Raw genomic sequence first — 16,158 nt, 5'->3', positions numbered from 1 at the left:
ATAAAATTGAATATTAAATCGCCAATTTGTGTTTTATAAAATTGACTTATTCTGATGCTAAGCTCAAATCAAATTGAACTTAGCAGCTAAAAATAAGAGGTCTATATATGATGGACAATCAACTTGAACACATTCGTGACATCTGGGTAAATGCATTTTTTACCGGAAATTATACCGTTTTAGCCGAATACGAAGATGAGCACTTTAAGGTGGTTTATGAGCAAGACGGGCGTGTCGAAAGTAATTATGTCCGCTATGAACGTATTGCACATGCAGTGAAGAATGGGGTTTGGAAACCACAAAAACCAGACGTAGAATTTGAAGAATATGAGTTTAATCGTGACCAAACTGAGTGCAAAATTTTAATTGGTTTAGCCGAAACACAGCAGCAAATACAGGAAATCTGGCATTTTGATCAGACCTGGAAAATACAAGAATTACGTTTTTTAAAGGCAAAAGAAGCCCATCCTTCTGCCTTATCTTAAACAATAAAAAGTTTAAATTGATGTCGTGAATGGAGATAAAATGCATCCATCTTGCAAATGTGGATAAGTTTTGTGAATTTTCACATTTAATAGTGTTTAACATCAAAGTCATTTATAATTGTGGACAACATTATTTAAAAATATTTATCCACAAAAAGGTGGTTTGATATTTTGAATTTAAAAAATAAAAATGAATTTAAAACTAAGATTTGAATTTAAAAATGGCTTTTGTGGATAACTGTGGTAATGAGTTTGATGTGAAGTATATTTTTTTGAATTCATTTACAAAATTAGGGTAAAAGCGATCGCTGAATTTTTAGATTCTTTCCGAATAGAAATGCCTTAACGATGCAATAACCAGTTGGATATGAACATTCGATTTTTTAAATATTTTTTAGATTTATAGTGTGATTATGATTGTGAAGTTTAAATAAAAAATCGCCGTGGAACATTTAAATTTCACGGCGACTGATTTTTTGAGCTTAAGTTAGGTTTTCTTAATAATGCAAATCTAGGGTTTTGCTTTTTAAATTAAGCCTGAAAACTACTTTCCATTTCTTCTAATTCCATCATTAATTCAAGCATTTGCTCTTCGACAGATTCAAGTTTAGCTTTTAATTCTGTTTGCTCATTCATTAGTTTGAGTAAGTCATCTTTACGACTGGCTTCATATAAAGCACTGTCTGCTAATAATTCCTCGATTTCGTTTAAGCGTGGCTGAATTTTGCTGATTTGCGCTTCATTTTTTTCAATGTTTTTACGAATCGGGCGGGTCAATTCACGCTGACGTGCAGCTTCTTTACGTTGCGCTTCTTTATCGACTTTAGAAATCGTCTGTTTAGTTTCAACTTGAGATTTGATGGGAGTAGGGGCTTGTTGGCTATTTTTCATCATGTCAATCCGTGCTTGACGCAGCCAATCGGCATAAGCCACGAGGTCTCCATCAAATTCACGACATTTTCCATGATGTACCAACAATAATTCGTCACAAACACTAGCAATCAATTGACGTTCATGCGAAACCAAAACCACAGCGCCTTCAAAGTCTTGTAATGCCATAGTCAGGGCATGACGCATATCAAGGTCTAAATGGTTGGTCGGTTCATCTAGAATTAAAACATTGGGGCGCTGCCAAACAATCAAAGCCAAAGCCAATCGTGCTCGTTCACCGCCTGAAAAGCCTTCACTTGGTGTATCCATGCGTTCGCCACTAAAACCAAAGCTACCTAAGAATGAACGTAATGCAGCTTCACTGATTTTTTTGTCAGCAATTCGAGATAGTTGCAACATCGGGCTGGCATTGCCATCTAGAGCATCCATTTGATGCTGAGCAAAATAGCCAATATTCAACAGTTCAGAGGCTTTGCGCGTCCCTTGTAATAAAGGAAGGTCACCAACTAACGATTTAATTAAGGTTGATTTACCCGCACCATTCATCCCGAGTAAACCAATTCGGCTGGTTGGGGTAATCTGTAAATTCACATTGGTGGCAATCAGTTTGTCACCATAGCCAATATCGACATGTTCCATTTGTAACAGCGGCGAGCTCATTTTGGTTGGCTCACGGAAACTAAAGTTAAATGGCGTATCGACATGCGCGGCAGAAAGTTCCTGCATACGTTCTAATTGTTTAATACGGCTTTGAGCCTGCTTAGCTTTAGTCGCTTTGGCTTTAAAACGGTCAATAAATTTTTGGAGATGCGCACGGGTTTCAAGCTGCTTTTCATAGGCTTGTTGTTGTTGTGCCAAGCGCTCAGAGCGGGTGCGTTCAAAGGTCGAATAGTTGCCGGTGTAAAGTGTCAGCTCTTGATTTTCGATATGTAAAATATGATCAGTCACCGCATCTAAGAAATCACGGTCATGTGAAATCAAGATTAGTGTACCTTCGTAAGCTTTTAACCAATCTTCTAACCACAAAATCGCATCTAAGTCTAAGTGGTTGGTTGGTTCATCGAGTAATAAGAGGTCGGAACGGCTCATCAGGGTACGCGCAAGGTTTAAACGCATACGCCAACCACCTGAAAAGCTTGAAACATTGAGCTGGGACTGATGTTCAAAGAATCCCAGGCCGGCCATCAGTTGTGAGGCTTTGGATGGTGCTGTATAGCCATGGATTTCATCAAATCGGCCATATAAGTGTGCCAACGCTTCATTGTCTAATTGTTCTGGATGTTCAAGTTTATGTTGTATATCCCAATATTCTTCATCGCCTGATAGAACGAAATCAATCGCTTTCATATCGAGTGCTTTGATTTCTTGTGCCATATGCGCGACGGTCCATACCGCAGGACGAGTCAATGAGCCGCCATCAGATTCCATTCCACCTAAAAGCGCAGAAAAAAGAGTCGATTTACCCGCACCATTTACACCGGTTAAGCCGATTTTCCAGCCTGGATGCAATTGCATAGATGCTTTTTGAAATAAAACACGCCCACCGCGACGAATGGAAAGTTGGTCTAACTGAATCATGGAACTAACTAAACAAGAAGAATGTGGGGCTATTCTAATGGATGGCTTTGCAAAAGAAAAAACAAAGCATCGCAACCATCTGAAAAAATGTGACAGATTCCACGTATTTAGGTATATTGAACGGGCTTTAGTATTAAAAAAATATTTCAAGTTGTTGTTTTAAATGGATTAATAAAACATATTGGGAATATAAGAAATGAGAAAAGGAATTTTAATTTTATCGCTTCTTTCAGGTGTGATGTCTGCACAAAGCTATGCCAATCAGAAGGTTTGTGTGTTCGATTTACTTGGAAAAGCGGGGGAATCTTATAAGCTGATGGAAGAGTGGTCTCTGGCCAGTAAGGCATGGGGAGCACAAGTACAACTGATTTCATATCAAGATGAATCCAAAGTCGATAAAGATTTTAAAGAAGGGAAATGCGACGCATTTTATATGACCTCGATGCGGGCACGTGCGTATAACAAATTTGCCGGTTCGATTGATGCCATTGGTGGTGTACCGAACAATACCATCGCGCAAAAAGCCATTACCTATGTCTTAGATAAACGGAACAGTAAACGACTGATTAGCAATCTAGGCAAAGATAGTTATGAAGTGTCAGGGATCGGGCAAATTGGTTCAGCCTACATTTTTGTCCGTGATCGCAATATCAATAATTTAGAAAAAGCTGAAGGTAAAAAATTTGCCATTTTGCATTATGATTATGCGCAAAAAGTGATGGTCGACCGTGTTGGCGCTGTGCCAGTGATGTCAGAAATTTCTAATTTTATTCGCAAGTTTAATCAGGCCGAAGTTGAAATTGTGGCTGCGCCAGCTTATGCCTTTAAGCCACTCGAAATTTCAAAAGGCTTAGGCACTACCGGGGCGATGGTGAATTTTCCTGTGGTGAATGTCACGGCAGACCTGATTATTCGTAATAATAAATTCCCAGAAGGTTTTGCTGAACCTTCTCGGCAATGGTTTGTTAAGCAATTACCAAAAAGTTTTGCAATGGTGAAACGTATGGAAGCTGAAATTCCTGCCAAATATAAGATGAATCTCAGCAAAGACGATCAGGTGAAATATCAGAAAATTTTACGCGAAGGTCGGATGGATTTAACTAAACAGGGGATCTATGACTCCACTATGATGACGGTACTGAAAAAAGCCCGTTGTACGATTGAGCGAACCAATTTTGAGTGTTCAGTGGCGGGTGAATAAGCTTTTTTCTGTATTTCTTTGTAAATTTTGATGCAATCGCTGTAAATGTAAAAAGCCTTTTTTGCAAATATAAGATGATGATTATATTTATAATTTAACTTTGAATAAAAAGTGATATGCATCACAGAAAAACAGAATATGCCAAAATGACATAAATAAATGGAGTAAATGCTCTATTTTTTTAAATTAACTTGCTTAATATCGGGCTTGTGTAAGGACACCTCTGAACCATAAAAAGATTTGAAAGGAAAATAGAATGAAAAAAACGCTCCTATCATTGGCTACGTTTGCTGCAATTGGCTTTGCTGGTTCAGCTCAGGCAGCAAAAGTAGATATCTGTGTATTTGACTTACTAGGTAAGTCAGGCGAGTCATATCAAATGGCTCAGGAATGGGCGCTTGCAGCAAAAGGCTGGGGTGCTGAAATTAACTTAATTCCGCGTCAAGACGAAGCAGTAGCCGACAATGACTTTAAAGCGGGTAAATGTGACGGTGTATTTATGACCGCAATGCGTGCGCGTCAATACAACAAATTTGCAGGCTCTATTGATGCGCTGGGTGGCGCACCGAGCAATGCGATTGCACAACGTGCGATTACCTTTGCATTAGACCAACGTAATGCTGCAAAAATGGTCAGCAATCTAGGTGGTAAGAAATATGAAGTGGCGGGTATTGCCCCACTAGGTTCAGCATTCATCTTTGTCAAAGACAAGAAAATTGACTCAATTGAAAAAGCAGCAGGTAAAAAGTTTGCAGTATTAGGCTATGACGAAGCACAAAAAATCATGGTGCAACGTGTCGGCGCTCAAGCTGTGATTTCAGATGTATCTAACTTTGTGGCGAAGTTTAATAATGGTCAGGTGGATATGGTGGGTGCGCCTGCATATGCCTACAAACCATTAGAGATCTATAAAGGTTTAGGTACCAATGGTGCGATGTTTAACTTCCCAGTTCTACAAGTGACTGCGGACTTTATTATTCGTCCTGACCAATTCCCAGCTGGCTTTGGTCAAAAATCTCGTGATTGGTTTGTGAAACACTTACCGAAGAGTATCGCGATGATTAACCGTCTAGAAGCGGGTATTCCTGCGAAATATAAACTGAACTTAAGTGCAGAAGATAAAACCAAATATCAAAAATTACTGCGTGAAGGTCGTATGGATATGACGAAGCGTGGCATTTATGATGCAGGCATGATGTCTGTTTTGAAAAAGGCACGTTGTTCTGTCGATAAAGCCAATTTTGAATGTTCACTTGGCGGCGAATAAGCTGATATTTAAAGAAAAAAGTCTGGATTTATCCAGGCTTTTTTTTGCAAATTTACAGGTCATTCTCGCCATTGAGTGAGCAAAATATTCAGGTAATCTAAATTCAAATCGAGGGCTGTGAGTCAATTGAATCGAACTCAGCATGACCCAAAATTCAAAAAATGGTTAAAAACAAAAACAGTAAAAAACAAGGAAAGTCAGTATGAAACAATGGACAAAGGCATTGAGTGTTGCTGCTGCATTAATAGCGGTAAATGGCGTAGCTCAAGCGAAGCAAGTGGTATGCGTATTTGATTTGGTTGGTAAAAATGGTGATGTTTTTACCCTGATGAAAGATTATCAATTGGCGGCAAAAAACTGGGGCGCAGACATTGAGCTCCGCGTCGGTCAAAATGAAGCGGTGATTGCAGAAGATTTTAAAGCTGGTAAATGTGATGGGATCAGTGTTACTGGTATGCGTGGTCGCCAATTCAATAATTTTACCGGTTCTTTAGATGCCATTGGTGCGATTCCAGATTTGAAATTGGCCGTAAAAGTTATGCAAGGTCTTGCAAGTCCAACATTTGCTAAGAGCATGGTCAATAGTAAATATGAAGTGGCAGGTGTGATACCTGTTGGTGATGCCTATCTGTTAGTGAATGACCGAAGTATTAATACTGTCGCTAAAGCAGCAGGTAAAAAAATTGCGGTGCTTGACTATGATGATGCACAGAAAATTATGGTGCAGCAGGTCGGAGCTCAAGCAGTCAGTGCTGATGTAACCAATTTTGGCGCCAAATTTAACAATGGTCAGGTAGATATAATTGGGGCACCTGCTGCGGTGTTCAAACCATTGGAATTACATAAAGGTTTAGGCAGCAAAGGCGCAATCGTCAATTATCCAATTTTACAAGTGACGGGAAATATCATTATTCGCCCAGATAAATTCCCTGCAGGTTATGGACAAAAATCACGTGATTGGGTCAAAACACAATTACCTCGCGCATTCACCATTTTAGGAAAAATGAAATCGGAAATTCCAGCCAAATATTGGATGGATGTTCCAACTGCAGACAAAGCTGGTTATCAAAAAATGATGCGTGAAGCGCGTATTGATTTGACTAAACGTGGTATCTACGACAAGCGAATGATGAAACTATTATGGCAATTCCGCTGTAAACAAGATCCGAAAAACTTCGAATGCGCATTACAGGAAGAAAACTATAAATAAGTTTTAAATGAATCTTGAGAAAAATACTCTGATTTAACTTTAAACTGTGAAGACTGACCATATATTGAGTATGTTATACTTGAAATATGGTCTTTTCTTTTTAAAGACACCCCAATGACTCAGAGGAATCCATCATGAATGCTCAAGCACTTGTGCTGACTGACAATGCTGCCAATAAAGTACGCCAATTGCGTGAGAGTGAAGGTAATCAAGACCTTATGTTACGTGTATATGTGACTGGTGGTGGTTGTTCAGGTTTCTCATATGGGTTTAATTTTGCTGAAAGCCAAAACGAAGATGATGCTGAATTTATCAATGGTGATGTGAAGATGTTGGTTGATTCACTGAGCTATCAATATTTAGTTGGTTCAACAGTCGACTATATTGAAGGTCTTGAAGGTTCTCGATTTGTGGTTCAAAACCCGAATGCGACAACCACGTGTGGATGTGGATCTTCATTCTCGATCTAATCGCGATGATGAATTGAGCCATAAAAAAGCCCTCATTTAGAGGGCTTTTTTAATGTTTAAAATCGATATTAGGCTTCAAATTTTAGTGCTTCTAATAGATCTAAAATTACGGTAGTCACGTCTTGAGTCAATTGATAATTATTAAAAATTTCATATGCCGTAATGGTGACATCGGTATCACTCGGAAGCAGGCGTTGTTCTTCTTCGATGAGGTCACGGATCGGCAATAGGGTTTGTTTGACCTGTAAATGCAAGACATCTTTAAACTCAAGATTTTCGTCTTCGAGCTCAATTAATTGCTCATTAAAAAAGGGTAAAAGTACCGCATGGAGATAAGGTTGAATGTCTGTAATATCAAAAATCTCAATATCACGGGTTTGTTCAATCGTGCTGATGTGGTCATTCACTTCAATTAAGATATGGTAGTAACTCACATTGCTCTCCACGTAAGATGTCATTGATATAAGGGAATTATTGCAAATCAACAATAACATGAAATGCTAATTATTGTTGGTGAATCCTATAATATCCTTATAGATTGTATGGTTTTTTTGCTCAGGGTATTCTAACGATAATATAGTAATCCTTGGTCTGCTGGCATCAGTTTAAAGTTTTCTAATTGTTGCGCGCCTAAAATTGGGTACATTAATGCAGCAGGGTCATTATGGTGAGATAAGCCGAGAGCATGTCCGAGTTCGTGGGCAAGGGTAAGGCGTAAATCATCTTCGGCATCAAATTGATAAATCTGAATCTGATCGCCCATAAAGACACCTTTATGAAACTCTCGAGCAGGAAAGCGCTGACTGGCTTGTATCACGCCTGCATTATATTGATCGATTTGCTGGTTATAGCTTAAGACTTGTTGGTTAAATTGATCATTTTGCTGATTAAATCGATCTATTTCTTGGTCTAATTGCATCGCTTGTGCTTTAACTTGCTCAAGTTCTCTTTCAACGCGTTGCATATTGGGGCCTTGTGCATGCTCTATTCGGCTCCAATTCATACGTTCTTGCGACAGCTGTGCGATTTCCGCACGAATCATGGCTTGTTTTGATCGGAGCTGTTGCTCATTCATCTCCAGACCTTTTCTCGAATTTGCTAAGTTCTCGGCATATAAATCATTACGGGCTTTATCTGCGGCTAAGGTATTTTGGACTTGCTTATAGGCATTGTATTGTTCTTGGCGATCATCATAAATTAGATGGATCGCCAGTTGTGCATTTGGGTCATAGATAAATAACGGTTTGAGTGTCCCTTTATGCCATATCTCTGCGGCTTCTTGGCTAAGTTGAATGACTTGTTGCTGGCTTAATCCAAAACGCGGATCGACATCAGCAACCCGATAACGCAAACGGGTATCGAGAGGGTGTAAAAGTCGATCTGAAATTGAATTAAATTTCAGTTGAGGATGCTGCTTGGTTTGATAGATCCACCAAGTACTTAAAACGATGACAACAATAATTAAAATCAAACGCATAGCGTCGCAAAACTTGATTATTTTGCATTAATTTAACTGAAATTTAGTGCTATGCAAATCTAAGTTTAGATTGATAGTGAGTCGAGAAGAATGTGGCTGTTTGAGCTTAAGCGTGTTATTTGAATATTGCCTGATGCAGACAAAATCATCCACAAAAAAAACCGCGCTTTCGCGCGGTCTTTTTGAGCTTTGAAAAACTCAGTTAAAGCGACAAATTATTTTTTGTCATCTTTCACTTCAGTGAACTCAGCATCTACAACGCCGTCATCTGCTTTTTGAGCTTGACCTTCAGCGCCTTGGAAAGCGTTAGGATCAAAACCTTCAGCACCGCCTTGACCTTGTGCAGCTTCATAAGCACGTTGAGTGATCGGCATAATGATGTTTTGAAGTGCTTCAGTTTTCGCTTTGATTGCATCTACATCGTTTTCTTTAGTCGCTGCTTCGAGCTCAGCTACAGCAGCATCGATTGCAGATTTCTCATCAGCAGTTACCTGTTCACCAAGATCTTTTACTGCTTTTTGAGCAGAAGAAACAAGTGCATCAGCTTCGTTACGTGCTTTCGCTAATTCTTCAAATTTACGATCTTCTTCAGCATTCGCTTCAGCATCTTTGATCATCGCTTCAATTTCAGCATCGCTCAAACCAGAGTTAGCTTTAATTTGAATTGATTGCTCTTTACCTGTGCTCTTATCTTTTGCAGATACTTTCAAGATACCATCAGCGTTGATGTCAAATGATACTTCAATTTGTGGTACACCACGTGGAGCAGGTGGAATATCGCCCAATTGGAAGTTACCCAACAATTTGTTTTGTTGAGCCATTTTACGTTCACCTTGGTAAACTGAAATGTCTACAGCTGGTTGGTTGTCTGCAGCAGTTGAGAACACTTGAGATTTCTTCGCAGGAATCGTCGTGTTTTTCTCAATGATCGCTGTTAACACGCCACCCATTGTTTCAATACCAAGTGTAAGCGGAGTTACGTCAAGAAGAAGTACGTCAGTTTTATCACCTGAAAGTACTGCACCTTGAATCGCAGCACCCATCGCTACAGCTTCATCTGGGTTCACGTCTTTACGTGGCTCACGGCCGAAGAACTCTTGTACTTTTTGTTGTACAAGTGGCATACGAGACTGACCACCCACCAAGATTACGTCAGAGATGTCAGAGGTTGAAAGACCTGCATCTTTAAGTGCAATCTTACATGGTTCAATTGTACGAGCAACCAATTCAGCAACTAAACCTTCAAGTTTAGAGCGAGTCACATTGATCACTAAGTGTTTAGGACCAGTCGCATCTGCTGTGATGTATGGAAGGTTGATTTCTGTTGCATTCGAAGAAGAAAGCTCGATTTTTGCTTTTTCAGCAGCTTCTTTTAAACGTTGAAGTGCAAGCGGATCTTGTTTCAAGTTTACGCTTTGTTCTTTCTTGAACTCTTCAACCAAGTATTCAATTAATGCATTATCGAAGTCTTCACCACCAAGGAATGTATCACCGTTTGTAGACAACACTTCGATTTGTTGGTCGCCATCAAGGTCAGCGATTTCAATGATTGATACGTCGAAAGTACCACCACCTAAGTCGTAAACCGCTACTTTACGGTCGCCTTCTTTTTTGTCCATACCGAACGCAAGTGCAGCAGCTGTTGGTTCGTTGATGATACGTTTAACATCTAAACCAGCAATTTTACCTGCATCTTTAGTCGCTTGACGTTGAGCATCGTTAAAGTACGCAGGAACAGTAATTACCGCTTCAGTTACTGTTTCACCAAGGTAGTCTTCAGCTGTTTTTTTCATCTTTTTCAAGATTTCAGCAGAGATTTGTTGTGGTGCAAGTTTCTTGTCGTTTACATCAACCCAAGCATCGCCATTGTCAGCTTTGATGATTTTGTAAGGTACAAGGCCGATATCTTTTTGCACAGCTTGGTCTTGGTACTTACGACCGATCAAACGTTTGATTGCAAATAATGTGTTTTTAGGGTTAGTCACTGCTTGACGCTTAGCAGATTGACCGACAAGGATCTCGCCGTCTTTATACGCAATAATAGATGGGGTTGTACGAGCGCCTTCAGCGTTGTCGATTACTTTTACTTTGTCGCCTTCAAGTACTGCTACGCAAGAGTTTGTAGTACCTAAGTCAATACCAATGATTTTCGCCATTTGGATGTTTCCTCTAAAATTCTTTTACGATGTTTTCGCTTGTTATCCGATATGAGAGCCAATCAAAAATTTTCAAGTAATATTGGTTAAAATTTTTAATTCGTCTCAGAAAATTTGTCTTTATGCACCAACCATAACCATAGCAGGGCGTAATAGACGACCGTTTAAGCTATAGCCTTTTTGCAATACTGTCCCAATTTCATTCGATTTGGCATTTGGATCGATGCCCACAGCTTGGTGAAGATCTGCATTGAAACCATTTGCAGTATCCACAGCAACCACACCAAACTTTTCTAAAGTGCTGAGCAATGATTTCAGTGTAAGTTCTACACCTTCTGATAAACCTGATTTTTCATCACCTGCCGCAGCAATCGCGCGTTCAAGGTTATCAACTGACTCAAGCAATTGTTTTGCAAATTTTTCCAGCACAGTATCTTTATGCTTTTCAGATTCGCGTTGAATGCGTTCTACACTTTTTTGCGCTTCATATACGGCATTTGCAGTACGTGCTTTTTCAAGTTTTAAGCTTTCTTCTAAATTGGTGATTTGTGCTTGTAAATCTTCAACTGAAACTTCAGCTTGCTCGTTTTCAGCTTGAGTTTGCTGTTCTGCTTGCTCTTGTTGAAGATCTTGAGCGTCTTGGTTTTGCTCAGTCGCCATTGATTTACTCCGTTTAAATGGGTTCTTAAACATGTTCAGTCCTTATAGCTGTGCGTTCAAACGACATCGATGCGTAACTGCCATGCGTTTTGAATTCATGATTAATAAAAGAAATCGGGGCAGGGTATAAAAATTCAAGCGAAGTCAGCGATTAAATGCAATTTTTTATTCAAATAAATGGTTTTTCAGCCAAATATCGACTGCAAAATTAAATTCTATGAAAATATAAATTATTGATTTGAATGTATAATCATATTTTGATCGGATTTATAGATTTTCATCATAAATTTTAACGGTTTCTCTTTGTGCCTGAAAATTTGCATAATTTATCTATCGGAAGTGACCATATCCACTGGAGAGAGGGATATGGTGACTACCTCTAGATTTTAGAAACACTTTTCCATGCTGATTTCCCAAGAATCAGCATTTTTTTTGCCTCAAAAAATAGTGGTTAATATTTATACATAAAAACTCTTAGTATCAGTTTTATTAAATATTTCACAAAAAATGATCAGCACAGTATTCTCTGTTTCAGATTCTATCGCTGTAGTTTCTTAATTTATTTCAAATGTGTTTTTCATGGCCTGCTTCTCTCATAAGCAGGCTTTTTTTTTGCATGAAATTTATAAAAACAGCCACTTAAGTAACTGAGTTGCAAGTTTTGTTGAACTTTGTTGTATTCAAAAGCTGAGATCACGCTTTATTCAAAATCATTTATATTTATTTTTTTAATAAAAAACAAAGCACTTGAGTTAAAAAAATGATGTAAAGCCTTAAAATGAAAGAAAACCGCCTAATTAATAAAACATTTCATAAGCTGTACCGTGCCTCGTACAAAGTACAACTCAGAAGGTGGGAACTTCACAGAATTATTTTCCATTATGACTCGGGCAAAGTTGAGCTTTGCTTTTAATGATTCAATGAAGGAAATAATGAAGATGAAAAAAATTGGTTTATTCGCTGTCGCAGTTTTAGGTTTTGGTTTAGCTGCGGTGGGTTGTACTTCTCAAGAAACTGTAGAATCTCCGGAAACCGCACAAGTAACGTCTGCAACTGAAGCATCTGTAACAACAGAGCAATCGGGTGCTGTGGTTCAAGCAGATCCATCAGCTCAAGGTGCTGAAGTTCAATCTGCGCCTGCACCACAACCTACAATTCAGCAATAAGATTGTTTAATGCTCTCTGACCTGTAACAACAGGCAGTCAAGAATAGACAGAAGATAGGATGCCTCTTCTGTCTATTTTCTTTTCTATTGCTTTTTTTTACCTTTTCTATTTTTAGTGAACGAAAAAAAAGCCCATCATGTAGATGAGCTTTTTACTTTTAACCGATCTGCAAAAACAACAATTAACGGCGATTTTCCCACGCGCGACGACGTTCTTCAGCCGCTTTACGTTGTTGATCTGATGCCTTTCTTAAATCTTGAATATTTTTTTTGCGCTCTTGCTCAATTTGTTTTCTACGATCTTGACTGGCTTTACGGCGCTGTTCTTCTAAGCGCTGACGCTCTTTGCTGACTTTTTGACGATCTTGTTCAGCACGTTTACGACGTTCAGCTTCAGAGTATTTACGCTGTTGTTCTAGACGTTGACGTTCGAGTTCGTTTTTACGACGATCCCACTCTTGTTGATTTTTACGATTTTGTTCCCAGTTACGCTGGTCAAGTTGCTGCTTCCTACGTTCGAGCTCTAAACGATTACGTTGTTGTTGCTGACGTTCCCATGTACGGCGGTCTTGTTCATAACGACTGTCGTAACGGCGATCATAACGATTATCATAGCGTCGATCATTATGATCATAACGGCGGTCATAACGTTGATCATAACGTCCATCGTAGTAACCATCTTCAGGGAATGCTACGCAGCCTACAGCCAAAAAAGCAGTCGCAAAAGACAGAAGGATGATCTTTTTAGCCATGGTGAGTATCCTTTATCGAGAATGGGTTAGCATAATCAACCCATAAAACTTGGGTAAATTGTCAATGACAACTCTATAAAAGAAGATTAGCTTAACTAGGTCTGTACTATGTATGTTGATGTTGAGACTTATATGTGAATATGGTCACATTTGACCTAGATCATGTAGAAAGTATGAAGAGCATAATTCGAAGGATAGAGCATGTTTGCATTGAATGAATCACTTAAAAATATGAAAGATAAAGGCCAAGGTACGGCTGCTCGGTTACTTGATCGTCTTCCTAACTTTGCCAAAGAAAGCCTCTCAAAACGTCTCGATTATCCGTTTATTTTTCCAGAATTAGATCCGCTGGTGAAATGCATGATGGCGGCTCAACTCAAGCAAGGTAAGTCAGGCTTTGTGACCGAAGACTATGTGAAGTCTCGTAAATTATTTGATTTACAGATGGAGTCGATCAAGACCAAGCCGACCTTTGTGAAACAAGTGCAAGATATACGTCTACCTTTACAAAGTGCAACGCTGTTTGCGCGTCATTATCATCCTGCTCCAAATAAAAAATTACCGATGATCGTGTTCTATCACGGTGGTGGTTTTGTGGTGGGTGGTCTTGACACGCATGATGAAGTTTGTCGTTTATTGGCCGTGCATGCCAAAGCACAAGTTTTAAGTATTGATTATCCACTCACGCCAGAGGCCAGCCCAGCTCAATTAATGCAAAGTTGTGAAGATGCCTTGGCTTGGACTTATCAAAATAGTCGTCAGTTTAAAATTCTAAAAAATCGAATTGCGGTGGCAGGGGATAGTGCAGGCGGCAATATTGCTACCGCAGTTGCGCAGCGCAGTGCTCAGAAAGTTTTTGCCCCGCAAGCTCAGCTATTAATTTATCCTGTGGTGGATTTCAAAAGTCGCCACCCATCTTTCTATGCTTATAAAGATGGTTTGGTTCTGACTGAAAAAGATATTGATGTCGTAACGGCTTTATATGCAGAACAACATGCAGTGGCCTTAGATGATCCATTAATTTCACCAACCTATGGAAAATTGGCAGGTATCGCACCCGCGTATATCGTGACAGCAGGGCATGACGTTTTACATGACGAAGGTGAAATTTATTCGCATAAACTCCGTCAGCAAGGGGTAAAAGTGTTTTATCAAGAATATACCGATCAAACCCATGGTTTTATCAATTTAACCCCGGTTTCGCACCGAGCTAAAAAATACGTGATCGAGATCAGTACGAAGTTCCGTAAATTTTGGGATAAACGTAGCTAATCATTCCTTTATATAAAGTAAACCCAGTGTTTCACGTGAAACACTGGGTTTTTATTTATTGGGTTATTTATCTTGGATTTTTGCAGCAGGAAAAACGAGGCTAAATTCTGGGACATAAAAGCTTTGCAATAATCGTGCTTCGGCAAAATTAGGAAAAATCTCCTGCGTGTTGTGCCATTCTACCTGTTTCAGTTTAGAGAGCCGTCCACGAAACTTCGGTGAAAATTGATAGCGCTTACCTTCCCACGCTTGTCTGATTTGCAACATCGCTGCTGGGATATGATGGCTATTAATATAGAAAGAACGCTGTAAACGTGATTTTTTTAAACGGATCTGCATCTTTTGTTGTTCAACTTCTATAGTACAGACCACTTCATTGTCATGTTGTTGCCATTCAAACTTTGCCAACTCTTTAGGAATACCCCAGAGTTTTTGGCCATGAATGACAGAGATATCTGTCGAAACATAAATCTTAGGTATCGAACTTAACCTTTTCTTACTCCATAAAGGGTGATCTAAAATCAGCAATTCGTCATAAGGACCCAAAGGCGAATCATGGTATCGGACCAATAACACCTGAACCACACGACCCAAAGCTGATGTCGCTAAACGGAACATCTGCGCTTGTTGGATAAAACTCGGAGAGATCCAATAATTCAAAATAAAAGCATCGCCACGCAGTTGCCAAGGCGGTAAATGTGTCAATGCAGTGTCCGACGGTATTATTTGCGTCATCATTGTTCTCGTTTTAATAATGGCAGAATAATTACTTTTTAATCATCAAAGACTAATATACAGTCAATAACAAGTACGAGATCAACCAGAAGAGTTAGCAAATGTTAAAACAGATTTTATTTACCGCAGCACTTGGCTGTGTGAGCTTAAGCAGTTTTGCTGCCAATACTATTGTCGAAATGAAAACCTCTCAAGGCAATATTGAAATTGAGCTATTCAATGACAAAGCACCTATCTCAGCTAAAAACTTTGAAAGCTATGCAAAAGAAAAATTTTATAACGGCACGATCTTTCATCGCGTGATACCTGGATTTATGGTTCAGGGTGGGGGCATGGATGTCAAGATGCAGGAGAAGCCAACAAAAGCGGCGATTAAGAATGAATCAAGTAATGGCTTGAGCAATAAGCGTGGCACATTGGCAATGGCACGGATGAATCATCCTGATTCAGCAAGTAGTCAGTTCTTTATTAATGTTGCAGACAATGACTTCCTCAATAAAAGTGCAATGAATGCGGGATATGCTGTTTTTGGTAAGGTCACTAAAGGTATGGATATCGTCGATAAAATCGTAAAAGTTCCAACTGCGAACTATGGAATGCACCAGAATGTCCCTGTAAACCCAGTAGTTATACAGAGTGTGGTGATTAAAGCAGCACCTGTAAAAAACTAAACGCACAAAATAGGAAAAATATTTTACATGATATTTGTAATAAATATCATGTATTTATGTAAGTAAAGTGTGTTTTTTGAACCATAATGGTGCATAAAAATAAAACACTCGTGTTCTTTGTGAGTGAAAAGCACTTGCACGTGTAAGAAATTGCCCTATAATGAGCA

General features: G+C 39.2%; 15 protein-coding genes. 8 read left to right on the top strand and 7 right to left on the bottom strand.

The genetic code is table 11. The features are described from left to right. The first annotated feature begins 107 nt into the window (after positions 1-107). Positions 108-485, top strand: coding sequence for a hypothetical protein (locus FTU22_RS14315; RefSeq protein ID WP_180095120.1), 378 nt, complete (start codon positions 108-110; stop codon positions 483-485). Between the two features lie 531 nt (positions 486-1,016). On the opposite strand, the gene FTU22_RS14310 is transcribed toward FTU22_RS14315, so the two are convergent. After that, the gene (locus tag FTU22_RS14310) at positions 1,017-2,954 is read right to left on the bottom strand and encodes an ATP-binding cassette domain-containing protein (RefSeq protein WP_180095118.1); all 1,938 of its coding nucleotides are present in this window, start codon (positions 2,952-2,954) and stop codon (positions 1,017-1,019) included. 196 nt (positions 2,955-3,150) lie between these two features. Between FTU22_RS14310 and FTU22_RS14305 the strand changes: the two genes are divergently transcribed. From FTU22_RS14305 to erpA, 4 genes are all read left to right on the top strand, one after another. Next, a complete protein-coding gene (locus FTU22_RS14305; protein WP_180095116.1) occupies positions 3,151-4,155 on the top strand; it encodes a putative solute-binding protein in 1,005 nt (334 codons plus the stop codon). A 256-nt stretch (positions 4,156-4,411) separates the two neighbouring features. Continuing rightward, entirely contained in the window at positions 4,412-5,422 is a 1,011-nt protein-coding gene (locus FTU22_RS14300; RefSeq protein WP_078194442.1) for a putative solute-binding protein, read from the top strand. 202 nt (positions 5,423-5,624) lie between these two features. Then, positions 5,625-6,632 carry a putative solute-binding protein gene (locus FTU22_RS14295; RefSeq protein WP_180095114.1) on the top strand — a complete coding sequence of 336 codons (1,008 nt, stop codon included), beginning with the start codon at positions 5,625-5,627 and terminating at the stop codon, positions 6,630-6,632. A 134-nt stretch (positions 6,633-6,766) separates the two neighbouring features. Continuing rightward, positions 6,767-7,102 carry an iron-sulfur cluster insertion protein ErpA gene (erpA, locus tag FTU22_RS14290; RefSeq protein ID WP_078194440.1) on the top strand — a complete coding sequence of 112 codons (336 nt, stop codon included), beginning with the start codon at positions 6,767-6,769 and terminating at the stop codon, positions 7,100-7,102. A gap of 68 nt (positions 7,103-7,170) precedes the next feature. Here the strand turns inward: erpA and FTU22_RS14285 are convergent, their stop codons facing one another. From FTU22_RS14285 to grpE, 4 genes are all read right to left on the bottom strand, one after another. Then, positions 7,171-7,548: a hypothetical protein gene (locus tag FTU22_RS14285; protein WP_171263823.1), complete on the bottom strand. Its 378-nt coding sequence runs from the start codon at positions 7,546-7,548 to the stop codon at positions 7,171-7,173. Positions 7,549-7,667: 119 nt separating this feature from the next. Next, on the bottom strand, positions 7,668-8,579 hold the full coding sequence (locus FTU22_RS14280) for a matrixin family metalloprotease (protein WP_180095112.1): 912 nt from the start codon (positions 8,577-8,579) through the stop codon (positions 7,668-7,670). A 215-nt stretch (positions 8,580-8,794) separates the two neighbouring features. Further along, on the bottom strand, positions 8,795-10,735 hold the full coding sequence (dnaK, locus tag FTU22_RS14275) for a molecular chaperone DnaK (protein WP_078194438.1): 1,941 nt from the start codon (positions 10,733-10,735) through the stop codon (positions 8,795-8,797). A gap of 120 nt (positions 10,736-10,855) precedes the next feature. Next, positions 10,856-11,395, bottom strand: a complete 540-nt coding sequence (gene grpE, locus FTU22_RS14270; protein ID WP_111885723.1) for a nucleotide exchange factor GrpE — start codon at positions 11,393-11,395, stop codon at positions 10,856-10,858. A gap of 938 nt (positions 11,396-12,333) precedes the next feature. On the opposite strand from grpE, the gene FTU22_RS14265 reads away from it, so the two are divergent. Then, positions 12,334-12,561, top strand: a complete 228-nt coding sequence (locus FTU22_RS14265; RefSeq protein WP_252725869.1) for a hypothetical protein — start codon at positions 12,334-12,336, stop codon at positions 12,559-12,561. Between the two features lie 182 nt (positions 12,562-12,743). Here FTU22_RS14265 and FTU22_RS14260 read toward each other — a convergent pair whose 3' ends face one another. Further along, entirely contained in the window at positions 12,744-13,313 is a 570-nt protein-coding gene (locus tag FTU22_RS14260) for a hypothetical protein (RefSeq protein WP_078194437.1), read from the bottom strand. 201 nt (positions 13,314-13,514) lie between these two features. On the opposite strand from FTU22_RS14260, the gene FTU22_RS14255 reads away from it, so the two are divergent. Next, positions 13,515-14,585, top strand: a complete 1,071-nt coding sequence (locus FTU22_RS14255) for an alpha/beta hydrolase (RefSeq protein WP_180095110.1) — start codon at positions 13,515-13,517, stop codon at positions 14,583-14,585. Between the two features lie 63 nt (positions 14,586-14,648). On the opposite strand, the gene FTU22_RS14250 is transcribed toward FTU22_RS14255, so the two are convergent. Next, on the bottom strand, positions 14,649-15,320 hold the full coding sequence (locus FTU22_RS14250) for an acetoacetate decarboxylase family protein (protein ID WP_180095157.1): 672 nt from the start codon (positions 15,318-15,320) through the stop codon (positions 14,649-14,651). Between the two features lie 101 nt (positions 15,321-15,421). Between FTU22_RS14250 and FTU22_RS14245 the strand changes: the two genes are divergently transcribed. Beyond that, the gene (locus tag FTU22_RS14245; protein ID WP_180005529.1) at positions 15,422-15,991 is read left to right on the top strand and encodes a peptidylprolyl isomerase; all 570 of its coding nucleotides are present in this window, start codon (positions 15,422-15,424) and stop codon (positions 15,989-15,991) included. Positions 15,992-16,158: the final 167 nt, after the last annotated feature.

Origin of the sequence: Acinetobacter sp. YH12076 (assembly GCF_013419525.1) — a bacterium.
Taxonomy (GTDB): Bacteria; Pseudomonadota; Gammaproteobacteria; order Pseudomonadales; family Moraxellaceae; genus Acinetobacter; species Acinetobacter amyesii.
This window is presented reverse-complemented; position numbering and strand designations above follow the sequence as displayed.